The following is a 26311-nucleotide window of genomic DNA, read 5'->3' as shown; positions in this document are numbered from 1 at the left end:
GCCTATTGAACGCGGAGAACAATAATAATGATGGACACAACTTGCACGCTGGCCCGTTCGGCCCTGGCAGTTTCGTTGGCGTTTGGCCTTGGTTTGCCGGCCTGGGCGCAAGAGGGGGGCTTCTTTGAAGATGCCAAGGGTGGGCTGACACTGCGCAACTACTACTTCAACCGCGATTTCCGCGACCCGGGGGCCGCCAAGGGCAAGGTTGAAGAATGGGCCCAGGGTTTCATCTTCAAGTTCAGCTCTGGCTACACCCCGGGGCTGATCGGTTTTGGCCTGGACGGTATCGCCCTGTTCGGCGTGAAGCTGGACAGCGGCGGCGGTACCAGCGGCTCAGAACTGTTGCCGGTGCACGATGACGGGCGGGCGGCCGACGACTACGGTCGGGCCGGGCTGGCGGCGAAGCTGCGTATGTCCGCGACTGAGCTGAAGGTGGGGGAGTTGTTGCCGGATATTCCGCTGTTGCGTTACGACGATGGCCGCCTGCTGCCGCAGACCTTCCGTGGTGCCATGCTCGACTCGCGGGAAATCGAAGGCCTGAGCCTGCAGGCCGGCCAGTACCGCGAGGTGAGCCTGCGCCACTCTTCGGACATGCAGGACCTGTCTGCCTGGGCCGCGCCCGGGGTCACCTCGGACGGCTTCAACTACGCCGGCGCCGAGTACCGCTTCAACCAGCAGCGAACACTGATCGGCGCCTGGCACTCGCAGTTGGAGGACATCTACCAGCAAAGCTACTTCAACCTGCTGCACAGTCAGCGGGTAGGGGAGTGGACGTTGGGGGCCAACCTTGGCTACTTCATCGACCGGGATGACGGGCAGGCGCGTATCGGCGACATCCAGAGCCGCACCGGCTACGCCTTGTTGTCAGCTTCGCACAGTGGCCACACGCTGTACCTGGGGTTGCAGAAGGTCAGTGGCGACAGTCAGTGGATGTCGGTGTACGGCAGCAGTGGGCGAACCCTGGGCAACGACATGTTCAACGGCAACTTCAGCAATGCTGACGAGCGTTCGTGGCAAGTGCGTTATGACTACAACTTTGCCGCGCTCGGTGTGCCAGGGCTGCTGGCCATGGTGCGGTACGGGCATGGCGAGAACGCCACCACGGCGGCGGGCAGCAATGGCAAGGAGTGGGAGCGCGATACCGAGGTGAACTACACCTTCCAGAGCGGGTTTTTGAAGAACCTCAACATCCGGCTGAACAACGCGACCAACCGGCGCAGCTTCAACAGCGATTTCGACCAGACGCGACTGATCGTCAGCTACCCGCTGACCTTGTAGGAACGGGTTCAGCCGCGAACACCGGCGCAGCCGGTGCCATGTTCCGTGTTGCCTGCTTCGCGGGTAAACCCGCTCCTACAACAGGTCAGCAGCAACCCCACGGCTTGCGCTAAGATGCCCGCTCATGTCTTTGGAAGTCGCCTGGATGAGCAAACCCGGTCAAATGGTGCTGGTTGCGTTGCGCAAGATGATCGCTTCGGGCGAGCTGGCGGCCGGCGAGCGCTTGATGGAAGTCCCAACCGCCGAACTGTTCGGCGTTTCACGCATGCCGGTGCGCATGGCATTCCGCACCCTCGAACAGGAAGGCCTGCTGGTGCGCTTTGGTGGCCGGGGGTTTCAGGTGCGTTCGGTCAGCGCCGATGACATCGCGGGTGCGGTCGAGGTGCGCGGTGTGCTGGAGGGGTTGGCGGCGCGTCAGGCTGCAGAACGTGGCTTGTCGGTGCAAGCACGCGCTGCGTTGCAACAATGCCTGGTCGACGGCGATCAGCTGTTCGACAAGGGCTTTGTGAGCGAAGACGACTTGCAGGTCTATCACGACCTGAACATGCGCTTTCATCAGGTGATCATCGACGCCAGCCACAACCCGGCCATTGCCGTTGCCTTGGCGCGCAACGATCACCTGCCATTCGCCTCGGTCACCGCACTGGCGGTGGACCGCCATGACCTGGCTCGCGAGTACCGGCGTTTCAACTTCGCCCATATGCAGCACCACGCCGTGTTCGACGCCCTGGTCAACCGCCAGGGTGCCCGCGCCGAAGCGATCATGCGCGAGCACGCCAATGCCACCTTGCGCTATGCCGAAACCTTTGGTGGGGCAGCGGCGGACGCGGGCATGAAAGTCATCCTGCCCTCGTCGTAAGCCGGGTCAGATGTCCAGCACCAGCAGCGGCGTCTTCGAGCGCGAGCAGCAGGGTGTGAACTGATCGTTCAGGGCCTGTTCCTCTTCGGTGAGAAACAGATCGCGATGGTCCGGTGTGCCCTGCAGCACGCGTGTCAGGCAGGTGCCGCAAATACCCTGCTCGCACGACATGGCGATCTCGATACCGTTCTCTTCCAGCACCTGCACTACGGTCCGGTCGGCTGGCACCTCGAACACCTGGCCCGTGCTGCCCACCTGCACCGAGAAACTGCCATCATTGCTGGCATCCACCGGTGCTGCGGCGAAGTACTCGCGGTGCAGGTTGGCCTCCTGCCAGCCCAGCCCCTTCGCGCTGTTCAGCACATGCTGCATGAACCCGCCGGGCCCGCATACATACAGGTGCACATCAGCTTGCGGGTTGCCCAGCACCTGGGCGATGTCCAGCGCCGTTTCCGGCTGCTCGTCGAAATGCACGAACAGCCGATCAGCGAACGGCGCGCTGCGAATCCGCTCGATAAACGCCGCCCGCTCGCTGGAGCGGGCACAGTAGTGCAACTCGAAGGCCTGGCCGCAGTGGGACAGCTGCTCGGCCATGCACAGGATTGGGGTAATGCCGATGCCGCCGGCAAACAGCACACTGCGCTGCGCCCCCTCGGCCAGCGGGAACAGGTTGCGCGGCGCACTGATACGCAGCCGGGCACCGGCCTGCACCTGCTCGTGCAGGCTACGTGAGCCGCCCCGCGAAGCCGGGTCGTTGAGCACGCCTATCAGATAGCGATGGCGTTCTTCGGGGTGGTTGCACAGCGAATACTGGCGCACCAGCCCGTCGGGCAGGTGCACGTCGATATGGGCGCCGGCGCTGAACGCCGGCAGCAGGCTGCCATCTGCCGCTGCCAGCTCGAAGCTGCAGATACCCTGCGCTTCATCGTTACGGGATACCACTACGGCATCGATCATGTCGGCTGTTCCTCAGGCAGGAGTGGCGCTGGTGGCGATCAGTTGCGGCTGCGGCGCCCGCTCTTTGGCGATGATCCGCTCCAGCACTTTGCGTGACTGCACGCCGCCGGCATCGATGTTCAGCTTCAGCAAGTTGCGCTCGGGGTAGGCCAGCAGGTTTTGCTGCTGACGTTCGAGCATTTCCAGGTCTTCGCTGAAAATCTTGCCCTGGCCCTCACGAATGTTGTCGGTCAGGGTCTGGTCGTGCGCAGCGAAATTGCGTGCCATGCCCCAGAAGTACCAGATAGAGGTATCGCTTTCCGGAGTGATGAAGTCGACCACGATGCTCGATGCCTTGTGCTGTGCCTCGGCGTGGTAGCCGCCCTTGCCGGCATGCGCTACACCCACTTCGATCAGCACATGGCTAGGTGGGGTGAAACGGCAGATCTGCCAGCGGTCCACCGGTACATCGTCGGCCAGGCCGTTGCCACGCAAGGCCATGCGCCAGAACGGCGGCGCCATGATGTTTTCCATGTGCCGGGCGGTGACCACTTCGTCGCCGGTGACGGTGGTGACCGGCGGTGCCTCGTCGATCTCCTTCTGGCCGATGCTGGACGCGTGCACATAGGTTTCATGGGTGAGGTCCATGAGGTTGTCGATCATCAGGCGGTAGTCGCAACCGATGTGGAACAGCCCGCCGCCGTAGGCCCACTCATCATTCACCGCCCATTCCAGATGCGGAATCAGCGCCGGGTCGGCCTGCGCCTGGTCACCGGGCCAGACCCAGATGAAGCCATAGCGCTCGACGGCCGCAAAGGTCTTGTTGCAGGGGAAGCCACGCACCCGTTGGCCCGGCATCGACACGGTCTTGCCGTCGCAACCCATCACCAGGCCGTGGTAGCCGCACACCAGGTTGCCGTCCTCGACATAGCCCAACGACAACGGTGCGCCGCGGTGCGGGCAGAAGTCCTCGACGGCGGCGACTTGGTTCTCTCGGGCGCGGTAGAACACGATTTTTTCCCCGCAGATCTGCCGGCCCAGGGGTTTGGTGGCGATTTCGTCGGGGGTGCAGGCGACGTACCAGGTGTTTTTAGGGTACATGGGAGGCTCTCCGGGGTTTTGTTTTTATTTAATGGATCCATTAAGGCTGCGACTGGCGGGAATGGTCAATGCATTTTGCTTTGTGAATGCGGATTCTGTGCGATTATCGGTTTTTAGTGGATCCATTGAATGGGCGCCCCTGCGATTCGAGGGGGCGGCCGCAGCAGCACGTCGTCTGAACAGGAAGGCACCGGCGAGATCGATCAAAGCGGCCAGTGCAGGAGCAGGCTTGGCCGAACCTGCTATGCCTAAAGGGACACCCCACCCATCAAGGCCACTCGATGCTAGCCATCGAACAACTCTACAAATCATTCCCCACCCCCCAAGGCCCGCTTCCCATATTGCAGGGGGTGGACATGCGCCTGGCGCGGGGCAGCAGCCTGGCGCTGATGGGCGAGTCGGGCAGCGGCAAGAGCACTTTGCTGCACCTGGTGGCTGGCCTGGACCGAGCGGACAGCGGCCGTATTCTGATCGACGATGTGCCGCTCGATGGCCGTTCGGAAGCGTCGCTGGCGCAGTGGCGGCGGGAGGGGATTGGCCTGGTGTTTCAGCAGTACAACCTGATCAGCAGCCTGGACGTGGGCCTGAACCTTACGTTCCAGGCCCGTCTCGCCGGGCGGCATGACCCGCAGTGGGCGGCTTACCTGGCGCAGCGCCTGGGCCTGGCGGACCTGCTTGAGCGTTACCCGGAACAACTGTCTGGCGGCCAGCAGCAGCGGGTCGCCATCGGCCGTGCGCTTGCCGGGCGCCCGGCCTGGCTGTTGGCTGACGAACCGACCGGCAGCCTCGATGAAGCCAGCAGTGACGAGGTGCTGAGTTTGTTGCTGCAGTTGGTCGCTGAAGCCGGCAGCGGGGTACTGATGGTGACCCACAGCCCGCGGCTGGCGGCACGTTTGCAGCACCGTTGCTACCTGCAGGCCGGCCGTGTGCGGCCCGAGCAGGGCTGATGAAGCTTTTGTCGCTGGCCCTGTTGGCGCTGCTCAGCCACTGGCGGCGCCATCGTGTGCAGTGCTTCAGCATCTTCACTGGCCTGTGGCTGGCCACGGCGCTGTGGACCGGTGTGCAGGCATTGAACAGCCAGGCACGCAGCGACTATGCCCGGGCCAGCGCGGTATTGACCGGGCCGCTGCAGGCGCAACTGATCGCGCGCAATGGCGAGCGCTTCGATCAGGCGTTGTACGTGCAACTGCGCAGGCAGGGCTGGGCTGTTTCGCCGGTGCTGGAAGGGCGCTTGCGCTTGCCGGGCGAGCCCGCACGCAGTGTGCGACTGATCGGCATCGAGCCGTTGAGCCTGCCGCCTGCCAGCAGCATTGCCGGGGTGCAGGTGCAGGCATTCGACCTGCAAGCGTTCATCGGCTCGCCCGGGCAAGCCTGGGTTGGGCCAGACACCTTGCGTCAACTGAACACAAGCCCCGGGCAGCCGACCCGCGACAGTGAAGGGCAGTTGCTGCCGCCTATGGTTTTGCAGCCTGCGTTGGCACCCGGGGTCATCGTGGTGGACATCGGCCACGCGCAGGCGTTGCTGAACGCACCGGGGCAGTTGTCTCGTCTGCTGCTGGCTGATACGCCCGGGCCGTTGCCTGCGGATATTGCCCGCCACCTTGAACTGCAGCCGCGGCAGGACGATGGCGGCTTGCAGCGCCTCACCGACAGTTTCCACCTCAACCTGACCGCCCTCGGCCTGCTGGCGTTCGTTGTCGGCTTGTTCATCGCCCACGCCGCGATCGGTCTGGCGCTGGAGCAGCGCCGTGGGCTGATCCGCAACCTGCGCGCGTGCGGCATCAGCCTGAAGACCCTGCTGGGTGCCCTGGTGCTGGAGCTGGGCCTGTTCGCGGCAGTGGGTGGGCTGGCCGGGGTGGCCAGTGGTTACGCATTGGCCGCGTGGCTGTTGCCCGACGTGGCCGCCAGCCTGCGTGGTCTGTATGGCGCCCAGGTCGCCGGCACGTTGAGCCTGCCGGCGGGGTGGTGGCTGCTGGGTGTGCTGGTAAGTGTACTCGGGGCATTGCTGGCCGGGCTGGAGAGTGTAATGCGTGCTGCCCGGTTGCCTTTGCTGGCGCTGGCGCAACCCCAGGCCTGGCGACTGGCGCAGGGGCCATGGTTGCAACGGCAGGCTTTGCTAGCGGGCCTGCTGCTGTTGCTGGCCTTGGGCTGTGGTGTCTTCGGGGCTGGCCTGCTTAGCGCGTTCGGCATGCTGGCAGGGTTGTTGCTGGCGGCGGCGCTGCTGTTGCCGGCCTTGCTCGATCGGGTACTGGCGTGGCTGGCGTGTCGTTGCCACCGGCCATTGGCGCAATGGTTCGTGGCTGACAGCCGCCAGCAGCTGCCAGCCTTGAGCCTGGCGTTGGTCGCCCTCTTGCTGGCGCTGGCTGCCAGTGTTGGCGTGGGCAGCATGACCGAGGGTTTTCGCAAGACGTTTGTCGGTTGGCTTGACCTGCGCCTCTCTGCCGACCTGTATGTCACCCCGCAGGACACGGCCCAAGGCTTGCAGATAGTCGAGTGGCTCAAGCAGCAACCTGTGGCCAGCGTGGTCCTGCCCGGCTGGCGTGCAGACATGCAGCTGCAAGGTTGGCCGGTGCAAGTGCAGGGCATTGTCGATCACCCCGCCTATGGAGCGCGCTGGCCATTACTGGAACAGCATTCGCGCGCCTGGCAGCGACTGGCCAGTGGACAAGCCGTGATGCTCAGTGAGCAGTTGGCCAGGCGCCTGAACCTGCAACTGGGCGACAGCCTGCAGCTGCCCGCAGACACGCCAGCCTTGCCCGTGGTCGGGATCTACGCCGATTACGGCAACCCCAAGGGGCATGTATTGGTCAATGCCGGCTGGTTGCGCGCCCACTGGCCACAGGCAACCCTGGCCGGCTTGAGTGTCGACCTGAGCGCTGAAGGGGTGGCATCGCTCAAGGCCGCGCTGCAACAGCACTTTGCCCTGGATGACAGCCGGGTGGTCGAGCAGGCGCGCCTGAAACGCTGGTCAACCGACGTCTTCAACCGCACCTTTGCCGCCACCGCAGCCCTCAACAGCCTTACCCTTGGCGTGGCTGGTGTGGCGTTGTTCATCAACCTGCTGACCCTGGGCCAGGCCCGGCTGGGCCAGTTGGCACCGCTGTGGGCGCTGGGGGTGCGGCGCATGCAACTGGTCTGGCTGAGCCTGGGGCAGACACTCATGCTAAGCAGCTTCACCGTGCTGCTGGCAATCCCGCTTGGGTTGCTGCTGGCCTGGTGTCTGGTCGCGGTGGTGAACGTGCAGGCATTCGGCTGGCGTTTACCGCTGTATGTGTTCCCCATGCAACTGCTGCAGCTGACCGTGCTGGGCATGCTCACCAGCCTGATCGCCTGTGCCTGGCCGCTGTGGCAGCTGGCGCGCCGCCAGCCGCGCGAACTGTTGAGGCCGTTGGCCGATGAAGCTTAATGCGTTGCTGTTGCTGAGCGGGTTGTTGTGCGGCTGTGATCAGCCAGCACCGCAGAGCTATGCCGGGCTCGGGCAGCAGGCTGGCGAGTTTAGCCAGGTGACCCGCGATCATCGTCTGGTCTTCCCGCATGACCACGGTCCCCACGACGGCTTTCGTATCGAGTGGTGGTATGTCACCGCTAACCTCAAGGACACCCAGGGCCGAGATTGGGGCGCCCAGTGGACACTGTTCCGCTCGGCCCTGCGCCCCGGCCCGGAGACCACCGGCTGGAACAGCCCGAACCTGTGGATGGGGCATGCAGCACTGACCGGGCCGGGTGGCCATCAGTCTGCTGAAACCCTGGCGCGGGGTGGTGTCGGCCAGGCCGGCGCGCAGGCCCAGCCGTTTCGCGCATGGATCAATGACTGGGTGTTACAGGGCCGGGGCGGCATTGAAGACCTGCAGATGGTCGCAAGTGGCGAAGGTTTTCGCTATGACTTGCAGTTGCACAGCGATCTTCCCTTGGTGCTGCATGGTGAGCAGGGCTACAGCGAAAAATCAGGCAAGGGCCAGGCTTCGTACTATTACAGCCAGCCGTTCTACCAGGTCCAGGGGCAGGTCCAGCGTGGCAGCCTGTGCATCGCGGTTACCGGGCAGGCCTGGCTGGACCGGGAATGGAGCAGTCAGCCGCTGGCGCCCGGGCAGACCGGCTGGGACTGGTTTTCCCTGCACCTGGACAGTGGCGCCAAGCTGATGCTGTTCCAGGTACGGGAGGCCCACGGGGAACCGTATCGCGCCGGGACCTGGGTAGGGCCACAGGGGGAGGTGGTGGCGCTGGACGCCGCACAGATCCGCCTGCAGGCGCTGGCCTGGTCTGCGCAGAAAAACGGCAAGCAGGTGCCCACGCGTTGGCGGGTGCAAGTGCCGGAGCATGGGGTGGATGTGCAGGTCGATGCCGTTGAGCCGCAGGCGTGGATGCAGACACGGTTCCCGTATTGGGAAGGGCCGGTACGCTTGAACGGGAGTGCGGGCGGGCGCGGGTATCTGGAGATGACCGGGTACTAGTGCAGCAACGTTTGCGCAAGACAGTTGCGCCCATGAAGATCGCGCCAGCCCCTTCAACCCTTGATCAGCCCTCGCAGCACTGCCCGCGCTTCTTCAGTACGCAAGCACTCGATGAACAGTCGGCTTTCCCGCGCCACCGTGGCCTCCAGCTCCGCCCGCTGGCTGTCCTTGAGCAGCCGCTTGCTGATCCGCAGTGCAGCCTGCGGGTAGCCTTGCAGCTGCCGCGCCAGCGTGCGGGCAGCGTCCAGGCACTGTTCGCCGTTTTCATGCAGCTCATTGGCCAGCCCCCAGGCCAGCATCTGTTCGCCATCCAGCAATGCATTGGTCAGCAGCAAGCGTGCCGCCCGGGCCTGGCCAAGCACACGCGGCAACAGCAGGCTGGAACCAAACTCCGGGCACACACCCAGCGGCGCGAAAGGCATGCGCAGCTTGGTCGAGCGGCTGACCAGCACCTGGTCGCAGTGCAGCAACAGGGTGGCCCCGATGCCGATCGCCGCACCACTGACCGCTGCGATCAGCGGCTTGTCCAGGCCCATGACCACCCGCATCAGGCGGAACACCGGGCTGTCCAGGTCGCTGGGCGGGTTGTCGAGGAAGTCGCGAAGGTCGTTGCCAGCGCTGAAGCAGTGCGGCCCACCGGTGATGATGATGGCATCGACAGCGGGGTCTTCACCTGCCGCCAGCAACAGGTCGCCCAGCAGCTGGTACATGGCAGTGTTCAGGGCATTGAGCTTGTCGGGGCGGTTGAAGGCCAGGGTCAGCAGGCCCTGGTCCAGCTCGCGTGTGATCAGGTCGTTCATGGCAGCCGCTTTTGTTGTTGTGAGGGGGCCCTGCCGGGCAGTGGCGCTTAGGGTTTATCACGCAGTCCGGCTTGTTGTACAGTCGTTCAGTCCAGCCCCTAACCAGAGACCCACCGATGACTCAGGAAGCCCGCTACCACCGCATGCTGCCGGAACTGCGCAAAGCCAACCTGGTCGAGGCGACCCTGGTGTGCCTCAAACGCCATGGTTTCCAAGGGGCTTCGATCCGCAAGATCTCGGCTGAGGCCGGGGTCTCGGTCGGGCTGATCAGCCACCATTACGCGGGCAAGGACGAACTGGTGGCAGAGGCTTACATGGCCGTCACCGGTCGGGTGATGGGTTTGTTGCGCGAGGCCATGGCCCAAGCTGCGCCCAATGCCCGCGAGCGGTTGTCGGCGTTCTTCCGTGCCTCGTTCTGCGCCGAGCTGCTCGACCCGCAATTGCTCGATGCCTGGCTGGCCTTCTGGGGCGCGGTGAAGACCGCCGACGCGATCAACCAGGTGCACGACCACTCCTACGGCGAGTACCGCAACGAACTTGGCCAGCTGCTGGCCAGACTGGCCGAAGAGAAGGGCTGGCAGGGCTTCGATGCCGACCTGGCGGCCATCAGCCTGAGCGCCTTGCTCGACGGCCTGTGGCTGGAGTCGGGCCTGAACCCCGGCACCTTCACCCCCGAGCAGGGCGTGATCATCTGCGAGGCCTGGGTCGATGGCCTGCAGGCCGGTGGCCGGAGGCGCTTCAGCCTGTCCGCGGGCTGTTGATCACCTGTTCAGTAACGAGTACGCTGCTGTCGCGAGTGTGTAGAACAACACCAATAAAAAAGAGACAACACGCAATGACGCCTCGGGTATTGATCGTCGATGACGATCCGCTTATTCGTGACTTGCTGCAGGCCTACCTGTCCCAGGAGGGCTACGACGTACACTGCGCCGACACCGCGGAAAGGGCCGAAGCCCTGCTCGCCAGCCAGGATGTCGACCTGGTGCTGCTGGACATCCGCCTGCCCGGCAAGGACGGTCTCACCCTGACCCGCGAACTGCGGGTGCGCTCGGAGGTTGGCATCATCCTCGTCACCGGGCGCAATGACGACATAGACCGCATCGTTGGCCTGGAGTGCGGTGCAGATGACTACGTGATCAAACCACTCAACCCCCGCGAGCTGGTGTCCCGGGCGAAAAACCTGATCCGCCGCGTGCGCCATGCCCGCGAGGCGCACCCCGCCCCGGCCTGCGCGCAATCGCTGAAGCAGTTCGCCGACTGGGCGCTGGATACCGACCGCCGGCGCCTGATCGACGCCCGTGGCGGGCAAACCCTGTTGACCCACGGCGAGTTCCAGTTGCTCAGCGTGTTCCTGCGCAACAGCGGCCACACCCTCAGCCGCGACCAGTTGATGGACCAGATTCGCAACCGCGAGTGGGTGCCCAACGACCGCTCCATCGACGTGCTGGTCGGCCGCCTGCGGCGCAAGCTGCATGACGACCCGGCCGAACCGCAGTTGATCATCACCATTCACGGCACCGGCTACCTGTTCACCGCCAGCGTGGCAGCATGATTCCTCGCGCCTGGCGATTGGCGCTGGCCTTGACGTGGCCCACCCTGCACGCCAGTGCCGGTGAACCCGTGCGTTACTGTGACTACCCCGTGTACCCGCCCATTTCCTGGAGCGACGGCCACCAGGTGCGCGGCCTGGCCCCAACCGTGGTGCGCGAACTGTTCGCGCGCATGGGCTACGAGGTGCAAACCGTGGTGCTGGGCAACTGGAAGCGCTGCCTGATGGACGCCGCCGCCGGGCGGGTGGACGTGGTCCTGGCCTACAACAGCGACCAGCGTGACCAGCGCATGCGTTTTTCCACGGAGCCGGTGGTGCGCGAGGAAGTGGCCGTGTTCTACAACCGCAAGCGACCGGTGCAGTTCCAGCAGCTGGAGGACCTGGCGGTTTACCGCGGCGGCCTGTTGTACGGCGAAAGCTACGGCGCCGAGTTCGACCGCTTCGTCGCCCGCCACCAGAACATCGAGCGGGTGTCTTCCAGCCAGCAGAATTTCGGCAAGCTGATCCGCGGGCGCATCGACTATGTGATCCAGGAGCGGCGCACCGGCCAACTGTTCATCGAGCACCTGCCCGGCGCGCAGGACATCCGCGTATTGCCCAGCGCGCTGAGCGTGGACTACCTGCGGGTAGCCGTATCGCGGCAATCACCCCTGAGCCAGCACATGGACGAAATCGACGCGCAGTTGCGGCGCATGAACCAGGCTGGCGAGATCGCGCGCTGGCTGGAGCAGAGCGAGGTCACCTACCGCGACATGATCAACCTGCCGGCAGATGCCCGATGATTCGCCTGCACACCGATGGCCTGCTGCGCCGCCTGCTGCGGTTCATCCTGTTGTTCAGCCTGTGCTTTACCGTACTGGCCAGTAGCGTGCAGCTGTATTTCGAATACCGCCGCGAGATGCGCGACATCGAGGCGCGCATGGTGTTGATCCGCGCAGGCTACCTCGCCAGCCTGGAGCGCAGCCTGTGGGACTTGGACGAGGCGCAGCTGGATACGCAATTGCGCGGCCTGGTGGATTTTTCCGACGTGGCCCGGGTGCGCTTGGTTAGCGACGACTTTCAACTGCTGCGAGGGGAGGCCGAACCCAAGGGGCCGCTGCGCATCGAGCGCTTCCCTTTGGATTATCAGCCCCCCTCGGGCCCCGCCAGGCACCTGGGTGAGCTTGAAGTGAGTATCGACTTGGGTGCGGTGCACCATCGGTTGTATGCCACCGGCCTTGCCAGCCTGCTGTGGATGGGCGTGTTCTTGTGTGGCCTGGCAGTGGCGCTGTCGGGGCTGTTCTATCGCCTGGTCACCCGCCATCTGCAAGTGATGGCCGAGTTCGCCCGGCGTATTGGCGCCGGCCAATGGCAGGAACCGTTGCGCCTGGGGCGCCGCCGTTCATCGCGCCCTGACGAGATCGACACGGTGGCCAATGCCCTGGACGATATGCGCCGCGCCATCCTCAGCGACATTGAACGCCGCGAGCGTGACCGCCTGGCGTTGCAAGACAAGCGCGACGAACTGCAGGCCATGGTCGAACGACGTACCGCCAGCCTGGCCCGGGCCAAGGATGACGCCGAGGCCGCCAACCTGGCCAAGTCACGCTTCCTGGCGACCATGAGCCACGAACTGCGCACCCCGCTCAACGGCATCCTGGGTATGGCCGAGCTGCTACGCGGTGGCCGGCTGGAAGCGGCCGACCGTCAGCGCCTGGAAGCCTTGTACAAGGCCGGCGAGGGGCTGTTGGCGATTCTCAACGAAGTGCTGTATTTCGCCCGGCTCGAAGAAGGTGAGAGCCGCGCCGAGCTGGTCGGCTTTTCGCTGCGCCAGTTGTGCCAGGAAGTGCTGGCGCTGCTCGAACCCACGGCCGCGGACAACGGCGACACACTGCATCTGGAGATTGATGAGCAATTAGCCGGTTACCAGCACGGCGCCGAGCAGTACCTGCGTCAGGTGCTCAGCAACCTGCTGGCCAATGCCATCAAATTCACCGAGCACGGCCAGGTGCGGCTCAAGGTGCAGGTGCTGGTCAGCGAGGCGACCACGCAGCGCCTGCGGGTGTCGGTCAGTGACAATGGCATCGGCATCGAGCCGGCCGTACAGGCAAAAATCTTCGACCGCTTCGTCCAGGCCAGCGAGGCCGTGGCACGCCGCTACGGCGGCACCGGTCTGGGACTGGCGATCTGCAAGCACCTGGTGGAAAAGCTGGGGGGCTGCATTGGCCTGGACAGTGTACAAGGGCAGGGCAGCTGCTTCTGGTTCGAACTCGACATCGCCCTTGGGCAGCCGGTTGCGGCCAATACCCCGGCCCAGTCGGTCAGCGCCAGCCTGGATATCCTGGTGGTCGAGGACGTCGCGCTGAACCGTGAGGTGGCGAGCGGCCTGCTGGTGCGCGATGGCCACCGGGTGAGCTTTGCCGAGGATGCCGGGCAGGCCCTGCAGTTGTGCGCACAGCGGCGCTTCGACCTGATCCTGCTGGACGTTCACCTGCCCGGCATGAGCGGGGTGGAACTGTGCCGGCAGCTTCGCGCCACCCCCGGGCCTAACCACCACAGCCGGATAGTGGCGCTGACCGCTGGCGTGCAACCGGGGCAACTGTCGGATTACCTGGAAGCCGGCATGCAAGGTGTGCTGGCCAAGCCCCTGCGACTGGCCAACCTGCGCCAGGCGCTGGCCGACGCAACGCCGACCGAAGAGGCCGGTATTGACGCAAACATGGACTGGTCGCTGCTGGCCACCCACCGCTCGCTGCTGGGCGAGCAGAAGCTGCAGGGCCTGCTGAATGTGTTGCGCCAGTCACTGGAGCAGCACGCCACGGCGTTGGCCGAGGCGCTGCCGGCCCAGGACTTTACCGAGGTGCTGCACCTGGCCCATCGCCTGGCCGGCAGTTGCGACTCCCTGGGTTTTTCTGGCCTGGCTGCGCTGTTGCGACGCCTGGAAGACGCAGCCCGCCAGCATGATGGGCAGGCGCTGAATGCACTGGCCGAGCCACTGGCAAGCCAGCTCGGCCAGGCCCGTGCGACCCTGGAACAGCTGATTCAGAGCTGACGTACAAAAAGCTTACGACTTTTTACATCTTCGATCCGTTCGTACAACGGCGCCTTACATCCGTTTCCAATAATCCATGGCAACCGTGTTGCACACGGTCCATGAGGCTTATTGGAGACAAGAATAATGACATGCCGTAGCGCTCAGCCCCTCGTTCGCATCGCCAAACGTACCTGCCGCAATGGTGAGGTGCGCCATGACTGACAACGTTGAAAAGATCCAGCTCACCCGCGCCCTGAAAAGCCGACACATCTTCATGCTGTCGCTGGGTGGGGTTATTGGAACCGGCCTGTTCATGGGCTCGGGCGTAACCATCAATCAGGGTGGGCCGGTGGGCGCGATCCTGGCTTACCTGGTCGCGGGCTTGCTGATGTACCTGGTGATGGTCTGCCTGGGCGAGCTGTCGGTGCAGATGCCGGTGTCCGGTTCGTTCCAGGCCCACGCCACCAAGTACATTGGCCCGGCCACCGGGTTCATGATCGGCTGGGTGTACTGGATGAGCTGGGCCACCACCGTAGGCCTGGAGTTCACCGCTGCCGGCATGTTGATGACCCGCTGGTTCCCGGAGGTGCCGATCTGGTACTGGTCGGCGCTGTTCGTGGTGGTGCTGTTCGGCCTCAACGCCCTGGCCACGCGTGCCTTTGGCGAGGCCGAGTACTGGTTCTCGGGCATCAAGGTGGCAACCATCCTCGGCTTCATCGTCATTGGCCTGCTGGTGATCTTCGGTGCCATCCCCCTGAGCAGCGGGGCACCCGCACCGATGCTGAACAACCTGGTGGGCGAGTCGCTGTTCCCCCACGGCCTGTCGGCAGTGTTCGCGGTGATGATGACCGTGGTCTATGCCTTCCAGGGTTGCGAAATCATGGGGGTGGCGGCTGGTGAGACCGAGCACCCGGAAAAAAGCATCCCGCGGGCGGTGCGCAATGTGGTGTTCCGCGTGCTGATCTTCTATGTGCTGGCGATTGCCGTGCTGTCGGCCATTGTGCCGCACGAGCAGGCCGGGCTGATGGAAAGCCCGTTCGTGCAGGTGTTCGACATGGTCGGCATCCCTTACGCCGCCGACTTGATGAACTTCGTCATCCTCACGGCCATCCTCTCGGTGGGTAACTCTGGGTTGTATGCCTCCACGCGCATCCTCTGGGCCATGTCCAAGACTGGCATGGCACCGAAAAGCCTGTCGCCGCTGAGCAAGCGTGGCGTGCCGCTGCGGGCGCTGAGCATCACCCTGTGCTTTGCGCTGATTTCGCTGATGACCAGCTTCGTTGCGGCTGACACGCTGTTCATGGTGCTGATGGCGGTAAGCGGTATGTCCGGCACCGTGACCTGGATCGTCATCGCCCTGGCGCAGTACCGCTTCCGCAAGGCCTGGCTGCGCGACGGCGGGCAACTGCAGGACCTGAAGTACAAGGCGCCGCTGTACCCGCTGGTGCCGCTGCTGTGCATCACCCTGTGCAGCTCGCTGTTCGTGTTCCTGGCGCTGGATGAAACCCAACGACCGTCGCTGTACTGGGGCTTTGGCTTCATTGCCCTGTGCTATGCGGCGTACTTCTTCGTCAACCGCCGCCGGCAGGGGGCCTTCGCACCCAGCGCACCAGGGGTTTGACACCGCAGCTCGTCGCCGGCGGGTGTCAATCGCTGCATGTTCAGCACCTGTGAGATCGAGCACCGCCCGCGCGGCGCGCGATCTCACAGGCCATAAAGCCGTCACGACGAACGCCCTTGTGTAACGCCAAACACCGAGTTGTGCGAAGTTGTAACAGCCCATCCCGTCTTGTTGAACACTCGTTTAGTATCTTCCTCGTCAAGCCCTCCAAAACCATCACAACAACACCGAGGCCCCCATGACTACCCCGTCGTCGCCACTGTTGAGCAAGGTCGAAGCTGGCGTTGCCTGGATCACCCTCAACCGCCCCGAGCAGCGCAACGCGCTGGACATTCCCACCCTCAAGCAACTGCACGCCTTGCTCGACAGCCATGCCGACGACCCCGCCGTACGCGTGGTGGTGCTGACCGGCAGCGGCCGCAGCTTCTGCGCTGGCGCCGACCTGGCCGAATGGGCTGCCGCCGAAGCTGCCGGCACCCTGGAAAGCTATGGCTGGACCGAAACTGCCCATGCCCTGATGTTGCGCCTGCACAGCCTCGACAAACCCACCATCGCCGCCATCAACGGCACCGCCGTGGGCGGTGGCATGGACCTTAGCCTGTGCTGCGATCTGCGCATCGCCGCCGCCTCGGCGCGCTTCAAGGCCGGCTACACCAGCATGGGCTACAGCCCCGATGCCGGCGCCAGCTGGCACCTGCCACGGCTGATCGGCAGCGAGCAGGCCAAGCGCTTGTTGTTCCTCGATGAACTGTGGGGCGCCGAGCGTGCCCTGGCGGCTGGGCTGGTCAGCGAAGTCTGCGCCGACGAGCAACTGCCCGCCGTGGCGGCCGAGTTGGCCGGGCGCCTGGCCAATGGCCCGACGTTCGCCTATGCGCAGACCAAGCAGCTGATCCGCGACGGCGCCCGGCGCACCCTCGCCGAGCAGCTGGAGGCCGAGCGCCACGCCGGCCTGCTGTGCGGCCGCAGCCAGGATGGCGCCGAGGCCCTGCAAGCCTCGGTTGAACGCCGCGCCCCCCGTTTTACCGGCCAGTAATCCGATACCCGACCCTCATCAGGACCTTCGCAGATGAATTTCCAACTGACCCAAGAACAAGAAATGTTGGTGGAAGCGGTACGTAGCTTTGTTGCCAAGGAGCTGCTGCCCCATGAGGAAGCGGTGGACCGCGCCGACGCTGTGTCACCCGAACTGGCCGCGCAGATCCGTGGCAAAGCCATCGCTGCCGGCTTCTATGCCTTCAACATGCCCGAGGAAGTGGGAGGGGGCGGCCTGGACTACCTGTCCCAGGCGCTGATCGAACGTGAGCTGTCCAAGGTGTCCTGGGCGCTGCATGTCTTCGTTGCACGGCCGTCGAAAATCCTCATGGCCTGCAAGGACGAGCAGATCAACGACTACTTGCTGCCTTGTGTGCAGGGCGAGAAAACCGACTGCTTTGCCCTCACCGAACCGGGTGCCGGTTCCGATGCCAACGCCATCAAGACCCGCGCCGTGCGCCAGGGCGATGACTTTGTCATCAACGGCAGCAAGCACTTCATCAGCCACGCCGGCCACGCCGATTTTGCCATCGTCTTCGCGGTCACCGACACCTACGAGCACAACGGGCGCAAGCGCAATGCGGTCACCGCCTTGCTGGTCGACCGGGGTACGCCGGGCATGACCATCCGCCGTGGTCCCAAGTGCGTGAGCAACCGTGGTTATCACACCTACGAGCTGTTCTTCGACGACTGCCGGGTGCCGGCCAGCAAGGTGCTGGGCGAAGTGGGCAAAGGTTGGGAAGTGGCCAATGCCTGGCTTACCGCCGGCCGGGTGATGGTCGCCGCCAACTGCGTGGGCCAGGCCCAGCGCGCCCTCGACCTGTCACTGCAATGGGCCGCCGACCGCAAGCAGTTCGGCCAGGCCATCGGCAGTTACCAGGGGGTGTCGTTCAAGCTGGCCGACATGGCCACGCAGATCCGCGCCGCGGAGATGCTCACCCTGCACACCGCCTGGAAGATGGACCAGGGCAACATGACCGACGGTGAAGCCGGCATGGCCAAGCTGTTTGCCAGCGAAGTGCTGGGCAAGGTCGCCGACGAAGCCGTTCAGATCTTCGGTGGCATGGGCCTGATGGATGAAGGGCCGGTTGAGCGCATTTGGCGCAACGCGCGTATCGAGCGCATCTGGGAGGGTACTTCGGAAATCCAGCGGCACATCATCGCCCGCGAACTGCTGCGCCCGCTGCTGCGCTGAGCGCCAGGAGAACACCCATGTCGCAATCGATTCGTGACAACCTCAAGCGCCTGCTGGCGCCCCGGCACCTGGCCTTCGTTGGCGGGCGCAGCATGGCGCGGGCGCTCAAGCGCTGCGCCGAAGGCGGCTTTGGCGGTGAGCTGTGGCTGGTCAACCCGCAGCATGAAAGCCTGGAAGGCATCCCTTGCGTGGCCCGCGTGGCCGACTTGCCTTACGCCCCGGACGCGGTGTTCATCGCCACCAACCGTGAGCTGACGTTGCAGTGCGTTGCCGAGCTGGCCGCGCGTGGCGCCGGGGGTGCCATCTGCTATGCCTCCGGCTTTGCCGAAAGCGGCGAAGAGGGCTGCCAGTTGCAGCAGCGCCTGCTCGCTGCGGCCGGCAACATGGCCCTGCTCGGCCCCAACTGCTATGGCCTGCTCGACTACCTGCACGGTGCAGCCCTTTGGCCGGTGGCCCATGGCGGCCAGCAGGTGGAGAAGGGCGTGGCGATCCTCACCCAGAGCGGCAACTTTGCCTACAACCTGTCCATGAGCGACCGCTCGCTGCCGGTGGCCTACATGGCCTCGGTCGGCAACCAGGCGCAACTGGGTGTGGCCGAGCTGATGGATGTGCTGCTCGACGACCCACGGGTAACGGCCATCGGGTTGCACCTGGAAGGCTTGAAGAACGTGCCGGGCTTTGCACGCGCCGCCTACAAGGCATTGCAGCAGGGTACGCCGATCATTGCATTGAAGACGGGCGTTTCGCAGATCGGCGCTGAACTGGCGCTCAGCCACACCAGCTCGTTGTCCGGCTCCGATGCGTTGTACGACAGCCTGTTCCAGCGCCTGGGCGTGATCCGCGTCAGCGGCCCGGTGAGCTTTGTCGAAACGCTCAAGGCCGCAGCCTGCGGACGCTTGCCGGCAGATGGCGAGCTGATTGCGCTGGCCTGCTCAGGCGGCGATGCCGGCCTGATTGCCGACTATGCCGAACGCCACCATCTGCAACTGCCGAAGCTCGAGCAAGGGCAGGTGGCGGCACTGGCCGAGGTGTTGCCGGGCTATGCCAACCTGGTCAACCCACTGGACTTCACCACTGCCATCTGGGGCGATGAGGCCGTCCTGCAACGCATGCTCGACAGTACCCTGAGCGGCGCCGCGGGCGCGGCGATGCTGGTGCTGGACTACCCGGCGGCGTTCACCGGCGAGCGCAAGGAATGTGACCTGCTGCTGGGGCTATACTGCGATGCCGTTGAACGCCACGGCAAGATCGGCTTCGTCACCTCGGCTTTCCCGGAACTGTTGCCTGCCAGTGCGCGTGAGCGCCTGCATGCGCGGGGCATCGCAGCCCTGCAGGGCGTGGAAGATGGCCTGGCGGCCTGGGGGCGCATCGTCGCTTACCAAAGGAACCGCCAGCGGTTGCTGGACCAGGGCGAGGCTGCGCGGGTACCGCTGTGCCCGCAGGCCCTCACGGGCGAAAGCCGACTGTTGGACGAATGGCAATCCAAGCAGGCCCTGCGCGCCTTCGGTCTGCCGGTGCCGGCAGGTGTGCTGAGTACGCCCGAGCGCGCTGTGGCAGACGCTGCCCGCGTGGGTTACCCGCTGGTACTGAAGGCGGTCAGCGCACAGCTGCCGCACAAGACCGAAGCCGGTGCGGTGGCGCTGAACCTGCGTGATGCCGCCGCCCTGGAAGCTGCACTGTTGCAGATGCGCCAGCGCATCGCTGCCTACGCCCCGCACGTCGCGTTCGACCAGGTACTGCTCGAACCCATGGCCGAGCCGCCGCTGGCCGAGCTGATAGTGGGCATCAAACGTGAACACGACTTTGCCCTGGCCTTGGTGATCGGTGCCGGCGGCGTGCTGGTCGAACTGCTCAAGGACAGTGTCAGCCTGTTGTTGCCCACCACCGACAGCGCCATCCGCGCCGCACTGCTGAACCTGCGCAGTGCCAGCCTGCTGCAAGGCTTCCGTGGCCGCCCGGCTGCCGACCTCGACGCCTTGGTCGCAGCTATCCGTGCGGTGGCCGACTACGCCTGCGAAAACGCCGGGCAGCTGTTGGAGCTGGATGTGAACCCATTGATGGTCGGTGCCCACGGCACCACCGCGGTCGACGCGCTGATCCGCCTCGGCCAGGCGCAAGGAGAACGACATGAATGACCTTACCCTGACGGCCGGCCAGGCGCTGGTGCGGTTGTTGGCCAACTACGGTGTGGAGACCGTGTTCGGCATCCCTGGGGTGCACACCCTGGAGCTTTACCGCGGCCTGCCGGGCAGTGGCATTCGCCATGTACTGACCCGCCACGAGCAGGGCGCCGGCTTCATGGCCGACGGCTATGCGCGGGTCAGTGGCAAGCCGGGGGTGTGCTTCGTCATTACCGGCCCAGGCGTGACCAACGTCGCCACCCCCATCGGCCAAGCCTATGCCGACTCGGTGCCGATGCTGGTGATTTCCAGCGTCAACCACACCGCCAGCCTGGGCAAGGGCTGGGGCTGCCTGCATGAAACCCAGGACCAGCGCGCCATGACTGCGCCGATCACCGCGTTCTCGGCCGTGGCGTTGCGTGGCGATGACCTGCCCGAGCTGATCGCCCGCGCCTGGGCCGTGTTCGACAGCGAACGGCCGCGCCCGGTGCACATTTCGGTGCCGCTGGACGTGCTGGCCGCACCCGTCAGCCGTGACTGGAGCGATGAGGTGGTGCGCCGCCCCGAGCGTGGCCAGCCGTGCCGCGAAAGCCTCGACCAGGCTGCCCTGAAGCTGGCAGCGGCCGAGCGGCCGATGATCATCGCGGGTGGTGGTGCGCTGCATGCGGCCGAACAACTTGCGCAGTTGAGCGCCCGGCTGGCGGCACCGGTATTCACCAGCGTGGCCGGCAAGGGCCTGCTGCCGCCGCAGGCGCCCCTGAATGCCGGTTCCAGCCTGTGCGTGGAACCCGGCTGGCAGCTGATCAGCCAGGCTGATGTGGTGCTTGCCGTGGGCACCGAAATGGCCGACACCGACTTCTGGCGCGAGCGCCTGCCGATCACTGGCGAGCTGCTGCGCGTGGACATCGACCCGCGCAAGTTCAACGACTTCTACCCCTGTGCCATTGCCTTGCAAGGTGATGCCCGGCAAACCCTGGCCGGCTTGCTCGAACACCTGCCAGCACTCGACCGAGACCCTGCTCAGGCCAGCGAAGCGGTGAGCGACCTGCGCCAGGCCATTCGTCATGGGCATGCACCGTTGCAGGCCATCCATCAGGCGATTCTTGACCGCATTGCCGCCGTGCTGCCCGACGATGCGTTCATCAGCAGCGACATGACCCAACTGGCCTACACCGGCAACTACGCCTTCGCCAGCCGGGCGCCGCGCAGCTGGCTGCATCCTACCGGCTACGGCACACTCGGCTACGGCCTGCCGGCCGGTATTGGCGGCATGCTTGCCACCGACCATCGCCCAGGCCTGGTGCTGGTGGGCGACGGCGGTTTCCTTTATACCGCCCAGGAGCTGGCCACGGCTGTAGAGGAACTGGACCGGCCGTTGGTGGTGCTGCTGTGGAACAACGACGCCCTCGGGCAGATCCGCGATGACATGCTCGGCCTGAACATCGAGCCGGTCGGCGTGCTGCCGCGTAATCCGGACTTCATCGGCCTGGCCCGTGCCTTTGGTTGCGCGGTGCGCCAGCCGCGTGATCTGGACGCGCTGCAGGCCGACCTGGCCAGCGGTTTCGCCACACCCGGCGTGACCTTCATCGAACTCAAACACACCTGCGTCTGTTAAGCCGCGAACAACCAAAAGAACAAGAGAAACCCACATGCCATTTCGCCGTACACTTCTGGCCGCATCCCTGGCCCTGCTGATCACCGGCCAAGCCCCACTGTATGCCGCCCCCCCGTTGTCGATGGACAACGGTACCAACGCCCTGACCGTGCAAAACAGCAATGCCTGGGTCGAAGTCAGCGCCAGCGCCCTGCAGCACAACATCCGCACGCTGCAGGCCGAGCTGGCCGGCAAGTCCAAGCTGTGCGCCGTGCTCAAGGCCGATGCCTATGGCCACGGTATCGGCCTGGTAATGCCATCGATCATCGCCCAGGGCGTGCCCTGCGTGGCGGTGGCCAGCAACGAGGAGGCCCGCGTGGTCCGCGCCAGTGGCTTCACCGGGCAACTGGTGCGGGTACGCCTGGCCAGCCTAAGCGAGCTGGAAGATGGCTTGCAGTACGACATGGAAGAGCTGGTGGGCAGCGCGGAATTTGCCCGCCAGGCCGATGCCATCGCCGCGCGCCATGGCAAGACCTTGCGCATTCACATGGCGCTCAACTCCAGCGGCATGAGCCGCAACGGGGTGGAGATGGCCACCTGGTCCGGCCGTGGCGAATCGCTGCAGATCACCGACCAGAAGCACCTCAAGCTGGTCGCGCTGATGACCCACTTCGCCGTGGAAGACAAGGACGATGTCCGCAAGGGCCTGGCGGCCTTCAACGAGCAGACCGACTGGTTGATCAAGCACGCGAAGCTCGACCGCAGCAAGCTCACCCTGCACGCCGCCAACTCGTTCGCTACGCTGGAGGTGCCGGAAGCGCGCCTGGACATGGTACGAACGGGGGGCGCGCTGTTCGGCGACACCGTGCCGGCGCGCACCGAGTACAAGCGTGCGATGCAGTTCAAATCGCACGTGGCTGCGGTGCACAGCTATCCGGCTGGCAACACCGTGGGCTATGACCGCACCTTCACCCTGGCCCGTGATTCGCGCCTGGCCAACATTACGGTCGGGTACTCCGACGGCTACCGCCGGGTATTCACCAACAAGGGCCATGTGCTGATCAACGGCCACCGTGTGCCGGTGGTGGGCAAGGTGTCGATGAACACGCTGATGGTCGATGTCACCGACTTCCCTGATGTGAAGGGGGGCAACGAAGTGGTGCTGTTTGGCAAGCAGGCCGGGGGCGAAATCACCCAGGCCGAGATGGAAGAAATCAACGGCGCGTTGCTCGCCGATCTGTACACCGTATGGGGCAGTTCCAACCCGAAGATCCTCGTCGACTGAAACCGCCATTGAAAGGAGATTGCCATGCGCTACGCCAAGCTCACCCAACGCATCGCCGGCGACGGCGCCGCGGCCTGGGACATCCACTACCGCGCCCTTGCGCTGCAGGCCGAGGGCAAGGACATCCTGCTGCTGTCGGTGGGTGACCCGGACTTCGACACCCCCGCGCCTATCGTCGAGGCGGCCATCGACAGCCTGCGCGCTGGCCATACCCATTACGCCGATGTACGCGGCAAGCTGGCGCTGCGCCAGGCCATCGCCAACCGTCACCGGCAGCGCAGTGGCCAGGCGGTGAGCGTCGACCAGGTGACCGTGCTGGCGGGTGCCCAGTGCGCGCTGTTCTGCGTGGCCCAGTGCATACTCGACCCAGGCGATGAGGTGATCGTTGCCGAACCGATGTATGTCACTTACGAGGCCGTGTTCGGCGCCTGTGGCGCCAAGGTGGTACCGGTACCGGTCAAGCCCGAGAATGGCTTTCGCGTGTGCCCGCGTGACGTCGCCGAGCGCATTACCCCGCGCACCCGCGCCTTGGCGCTGAACAGCCCGCACAACCCTTCGGGGGCGAGCCTGCCGCGCGCCACCTGGGAGGCGCTGGCCGAACTGTGCATTGCCCATGATCTGTGGCTGATCTCTGACGAGGTCTACAGCGAGCTGCTGTATGAAGGCGAGCATGTCAGCCCCGGCAGCCTGCCGGGCATGGCCGAGCGCACTGCAACGTTGAACAGCCTGTCCAAGTCGCATGCCATGACCGGCTGGCGCATGGGGTGGGTGGTCAGCTCGACAGCACTGGCCACGCATCTGGAAAACCTCGCCCTGTGCATGCTCTACGGCTTGCCGGACTTCGTCCAGGATGCCGCCGTGGTGGCGCTGGAGCAGCCGTTGCCCGAGCTGGACGCCATGCGCGAAGCCTACCGCGAGCGGCGCGATCTAGTGTGCGAGCAGCTGGCCGGCTGCCCGGGCCTCAAGGCATTGAAGCCCGATGGTGGCATGTTCGTGATGGTCGACATCCGTGAAACCGGCCTTAGCGCCCAGGCTTTCGCCGACTACCTGTTGGACAGCCAAGGCGTGTCGGTGCTCGCCGGCGAGGCATTCGGCCCGAGCGCTGCCGGGCATATCCGCCTGGGCCTGGTGCTGGGCAATGAGGCGCTGGCCGATGCCTGCCAGCGCATTGCCCGCTGCGCCGGCGAGCTGATGCAGGGGCAGACCGATGCGTGAGTATGCACGGCTGTACATCGACGGGGCCTGGCAGGTGCCGAGCGGGCAGGGCATGGCCGAGGTGATCGACCCCGCCAGCGAGCAGGTCATCGGCCGTGTGCCGCTGGGGGACGAGGCCGATGTCGAACGGGCGGTGATGGCGGCGCGCAGGGCCTTTCATAGCTGGTCGCGCGCACCTTCCAGCGTACGCGCAGGGTACATCCGGGCATTGGCCACGCAGCTGAAAAACCGTGTGGCGGAAATGGCAGCGGTCATCACCGACGAGTTGGGCATGCCGGTGCAGTGGTGCCAGGCGGTGCAAGTCGAAGGCCCGATTGCCGGGTTGGAGCAATACGCCGAACTGGCCGGGCTGATGGACGAGGTGCGCGAAGTCGGCAACTCGTTGGTGTACCGCGATGCTGTTGGCGTGTGCGCATTCATCAACCCGTGGAACTACCCGCTGCACCAGATGATCGGCAAGCTGGGGCCAGCCCTGGCCGCGGGTTGTACGGTGGTGGTCAAGCCCAGCCAGGAAACACCGCTGCACGCGTTCCTGCTGGCCGATATGATCGAGGCCATTGGCCTGCCGGCGGGTGTGTTCAACCTGGTCAGCGGCCCGGGGGCCAAGGTCGGCGAGGCGCTGGCCCGGCACCCGCAGGTGGACATGGTGTCGTTTACCGGCTCCACCGGCGCCGGGGTCAGGGTGTCGCAGGCAGCAGCACCGACGGTAAAGCGGGTATGCCTGGAACTGGGCGGCAAGTCGCCGCTGCTGATTACCGCCGACGCTGACCTGCAGGCTGCGGTGCGCCATGGCGTGCAGGACGTGATGATCAACTCGGGGCAGACCTGCACGGCGCTGACCCGCATGCTGCTGCCGGCCAGCCGCTATGCCGAGGCGCTGGACATTGCCCAGGCCGAGACCCGTGCATTGGTCATGGGCGACCCGCGTGACCCGGCCAGCTTCCTTGGGCCGATGTGTTCTGCAGGCCAGCGGCGCACGGTGCTTGACTATATCCGCCTGGGCCAGGAGGAAGGCGCGCGGTTGTTGTGCGGCGGTGATCACGGCGGCATCGAGCGCGGGTTCTACGTGGCGCCGACATTGTTCGCCGACGTCGACAACCGCATGCGCATCGCCCAGGAGGAAATCTTTGGCCCGGTCCTGTGCCTGATCCCGTATGCCGATGAAGCCCAGGCACTGGCCCTGGCCAATGACTCGCCATTCGGCTTGTCCAGTGCAGTGTGGGCCGGCAGCCGCGAGCAGGGCCTGGCTCTGGCGCGGGAGATACGGGCCGGGCAGTGCTTCATCAACGGTGGCGCGTTCAACTACCAGGCACCGTTCGGGGGCTACAAGCAGTCGGGCAACGGCCGTGAGTGGGGCGAGGAGGGCCTGGCGGAGTTCGTCGAGGTCAAAGCGGTGCAGTGCTGAACCACTGCGGCAAGATAACCTGTTTTGTGTGAGGAGAATGCTTGTGAATGTACTGATCGTCCACGCTCACCCCGAACCGCAATCGTTCACGGCAGCCCTGCGTGACCAGGCTGTGGAAACCTTCCGTGCCCAAGGTCATCAGGTGCAGGTCAGTGACTTGTACGCCATGGGCTGGAACCCGGTGGCCAGTGCCGATGACTTTACCCAGCGCGAGAACCCCGAGTACCTCGTGTATGCGCTGGAGCAGCGTCAGGGCGTCAAGCGCGGTGCCATTGCCGCAGATATCCAGCAGGAGCTGGACAAGCTGTTGTGGGCCGATCTGCTGGTGTTGAACTTCCCGATCTTCTGGTTCTCGGCCCCGGCCATGCTCAAGGGCTGGATCGACCGTGTGCTGGTGTCGGGGGTGTGCTATGGCGGCAAGCGCTTCTACGACCAGGGCGGCTTGGCCGGCAAGAGGGCGCTGGTGACCGTGACCCTGGGCGGGCGCGAGCACATGTTTGGCGATGGCGCGATTCACGGGCCGCTGGAAGACATGCTGCGGCCGATCCTGCGGGGCACGCTGGCCTATGTCGGGTTCGAAGTGCTGCCGCCGTTCGTGGCTTGGCATGTGCCTTACATCAGTGCTGCTGCGCGGCAGGACTTTCTGCAGCAATACCGGCAGCGTCTGGAGCAGCTCTCGGACGACCAGCCACTGGTGTTCCCGCGCCTGGCGCAGTTCGATGAAGCGTTGTACCCGCTGACGTGACCTTTCTCCTGTACTGAACACTGGGGCCGCGTTGCGGCCCTTTCGCGACACAAGGCCGCTCCCACAGGATTACCGCCAGCTTCGAAGGCTGCGCCGTCCTCCCACAGGA

21 protein-coding genes are annotated in these 26311 nt (G+C 65.1%); 18 read left to right on the top strand and 3 right to left on the bottom strand.

Annotated elements, in window-relative coordinates:
* Window positions 1–27: 27 nt before the first annotated feature.
* Together AC3WLP_RS00240 and AC3WLP_RS00235 are read left to right on the top strand one after the other, a co-directional pair.
* On the top strand, window positions 28–1281 hold the full coding sequence (locus tag AC3WLP_RS00240) for an OprD family porin (RefSeq protein ID WP_088512337.1): 1254 nt from the start codon (window positions 28–30) through the stop codon (window positions 1279–1281).
* A 145-nt stretch (window positions 1282–1426) separates the two neighbouring features.
* Complete coding sequence (locus tag AC3WLP_RS00235; protein ID WP_003256147.1) at window positions 1427–2140, top strand: GntR family transcriptional regulator; 714 nt, start codon at window positions 1427–1429, stop codon at window positions 2138–2140.
* A gap of 6 nt (window positions 2141–2146) precedes the next feature.
* Here the strand turns inward: AC3WLP_RS00235 and AC3WLP_RS00230 are convergent, their stop codons facing one another.
* The gene (locus tag AC3WLP_RS00230; protein ID WP_088512336.1) at window positions 2147–3097 is read right to left on the bottom strand and encodes a PDR/VanB family oxidoreductase; all 951 of its coding nucleotides are present in this window, start codon (window positions 3095–3097) and stop codon (window positions 2147–2149) included.
* A gap of 12 nt (window positions 3098–3109) precedes the next feature.
* A complete protein-coding gene (locus AC3WLP_RS00225; RefSeq protein WP_012051966.1) occupies window positions 3110–4177 on the bottom strand; it encodes a Rieske 2Fe-2S domain-containing protein in 1068 nt (355 codons plus the stop codon).
* A 281-nt stretch (window positions 4178–4458) separates the two neighbouring features.
* Here AC3WLP_RS00225 and AC3WLP_RS00220 point away from each other — a divergent pair, with 281 nt between their 5' ends.
* The 3 genes from AC3WLP_RS00220 to AC3WLP_RS00210 are packed head-to-tail and all read left to right on the top strand — an operon-like array spanning window position 4459 to window position 8628.
* Entirely contained in the window at window positions 4459–5124 is a 666-nt protein-coding gene (locus AC3WLP_RS00220; protein WP_012051967.1) for an ABC transporter ATP-binding protein, read from the top strand.
* Window positions 5124–7583 carry an ABC transporter permease gene (locus AC3WLP_RS00215; RefSeq protein ID WP_088512335.1) on the top strand — a complete coding sequence of 820 codons (2460 nt, stop codon included), beginning with the start codon at window positions 5124–5126 and terminating at the stop codon, window positions 7581–7583. Before AC3WLP_RS00220 ends, AC3WLP_RS00215 begins: the two co-directional genes overlap by 1 nt.
* Window positions 7573–8628: a lipocalin-like domain-containing protein gene (locus tag AC3WLP_RS00210; protein ID WP_088512334.1), complete on the top strand. Its 1056-nt coding sequence runs from the start codon at window positions 7573–7575 to the stop codon at window positions 8626–8628. The genes AC3WLP_RS00215 and AC3WLP_RS00210 overlap by 11 nt, the downstream gene beginning before the upstream one ends.
* Before the next feature lie 53 nt (window positions 8629–8681).
* On the opposite strand, the gene AC3WLP_RS00205 is transcribed toward AC3WLP_RS00210, so the two are convergent.
* Window positions 8682–9428 carry an enoyl-CoA hydratase-related protein gene (locus AC3WLP_RS00205; protein ID WP_003256141.1) on the bottom strand — a complete coding sequence of 249 codons (747 nt, stop codon included), beginning with the start codon at window positions 9426–9428 and terminating at the stop codon, window positions 8682–8684.
* Window positions 9429–9544: 116 nt separating this feature from the next.
* Here AC3WLP_RS00205 and AC3WLP_RS00200 point away from each other — a divergent pair, with 116 nt between their 5' ends.
* The 13 genes from AC3WLP_RS00200 to AC3WLP_RS00140 all read left to right on the top strand — a co-directional run bounded on the left by AC3WLP_RS00200 (window position 9545) and on the right by AC3WLP_RS00140 (window position 26202).
* The gene (locus tag AC3WLP_RS00200; protein ID WP_088512333.1) at window positions 9545–10189 is read left to right on the top strand and encodes a TetR family transcriptional regulator C-terminal domain-containing protein; all 645 of its coding nucleotides are present in this window, start codon (window positions 9545–9547) and stop codon (window positions 10187–10189) included.
* A 74-nt stretch (window positions 10190–10263) separates the two neighbouring features.
* Window positions 10264–10980: a response regulator gene (locus AC3WLP_RS00195; RefSeq protein ID WP_003256139.1), complete on the top strand. Its 717-nt coding sequence runs from the start codon at window positions 10264–10266 to the stop codon at window positions 10978–10980.
* On the top strand, window positions 10977–11759 hold the full coding sequence (locus tag AC3WLP_RS00190; RefSeq protein ID WP_088512332.1) for a substrate-binding periplasmic protein: 783 nt from the start codon (window positions 10977–10979) through the stop codon (window positions 11757–11759). The genes AC3WLP_RS00195 and AC3WLP_RS00190 overlap by 4 nt, the downstream gene beginning before the upstream one ends.
* Entirely contained in the window at window positions 11756–14008 is a 2253-nt protein-coding gene (locus tag AC3WLP_RS00185) for an ATP-binding protein (protein ID WP_088512331.1), read from the top strand. Before AC3WLP_RS00190 ends, AC3WLP_RS00185 begins: the two co-directional genes overlap by 4 nt.
* Before the next feature lie 196 nt (window positions 14009–14204).
* Window positions 14205–15611 (top strand): amino acid permease, encoded by a 1407-nt coding sequence (locus tag AC3WLP_RS00180; protein WP_003256132.1) that lies wholly within the window; start codon window positions 14205–14207, stop codon window positions 15609–15611.
* A 238-nt stretch (window positions 15612–15849) separates the two neighbouring features.
* Window positions 15850–16644, top strand: a complete 795-nt coding sequence (locus tag AC3WLP_RS00175) for an enoyl-CoA hydratase/isomerase family protein (RefSeq protein WP_004576437.1) — start codon at window positions 15850–15852, stop codon at window positions 16642–16644.
* A 33-nt stretch (window positions 16645–16677) separates the two neighbouring features.
* The gene (locus tag AC3WLP_RS00170; protein WP_003256129.1) at window positions 16678–17838 is read left to right on the top strand and encodes an acyl-CoA dehydrogenase family protein; all 1161 of its coding nucleotides are present in this window, start codon (window positions 16678–16680) and stop codon (window positions 17836–17838) included.
* Between the two features lie 17 nt (window positions 17839–17855).
* Window positions 17856–19973 (top strand): acetate--CoA ligase family protein, encoded by a 2118-nt coding sequence (locus tag AC3WLP_RS00165; protein WP_088512330.1) that lies wholly within the window; start codon window positions 17856–17858, stop codon window positions 19971–19973.
* Window positions 19966–21573 carry a 5-guanidino-2-oxopentanoate decarboxylase gene (locus tag AC3WLP_RS00160; protein WP_012051975.1) on the top strand — a complete coding sequence of 536 codons (1608 nt, stop codon included), beginning with the start codon at window positions 19966–19968 and terminating at the stop codon, window positions 21571–21573. The genes AC3WLP_RS00165 and AC3WLP_RS00160 overlap by 8 nt, the downstream gene beginning before the upstream one ends.
* A gap of 34 nt (window positions 21574–21607) precedes the next feature.
* The gene (gene alr / locus AC3WLP_RS00155; protein WP_088512329.1) at window positions 21608–22837 is read left to right on the top strand and encodes an alanine racemase; all 1230 of its coding nucleotides are present in this window, start codon (window positions 21608–21610) and stop codon (window positions 22835–22837) included.
* A 24-nt stretch (window positions 22838–22861) separates the two neighbouring features.
* Window positions 22862–24052 (top strand): pyridoxal phosphate-dependent aminotransferase, encoded by a 1191-nt coding sequence (locus AC3WLP_RS00150; protein WP_014756241.1) that lies wholly within the window; start codon window positions 22862–22864, stop codon window positions 24050–24052.
* Complete coding sequence (locus AC3WLP_RS00145) at window positions 24045–25457, top strand: aldehyde dehydrogenase family protein (protein WP_088512328.1); 1413 nt, start codon at window positions 24045–24047, stop codon at window positions 25455–25457. The genes AC3WLP_RS00150 and AC3WLP_RS00145 overlap by 8 nt, the downstream gene beginning before the upstream one ends.
* 43 nt (window positions 25458–25500) lie before the next feature.
* Window positions 25501–26202: an NAD(P)H-dependent oxidoreductase gene (locus tag AC3WLP_RS00140; RefSeq protein WP_017148265.1), complete on the top strand. Its 702-nt coding sequence runs from the start codon at window positions 25501–25503 to the stop codon at window positions 26200–26202.
* Window positions 26203–26311: the final 109 nt, after the last annotated feature.

The sequence above is a fragment of the Pseudomonas sp. FW305-E2 genome (genome assembly GCF_058782925.1).
This window is presented reverse-complemented; position numbering and strand designations above follow the sequence as displayed.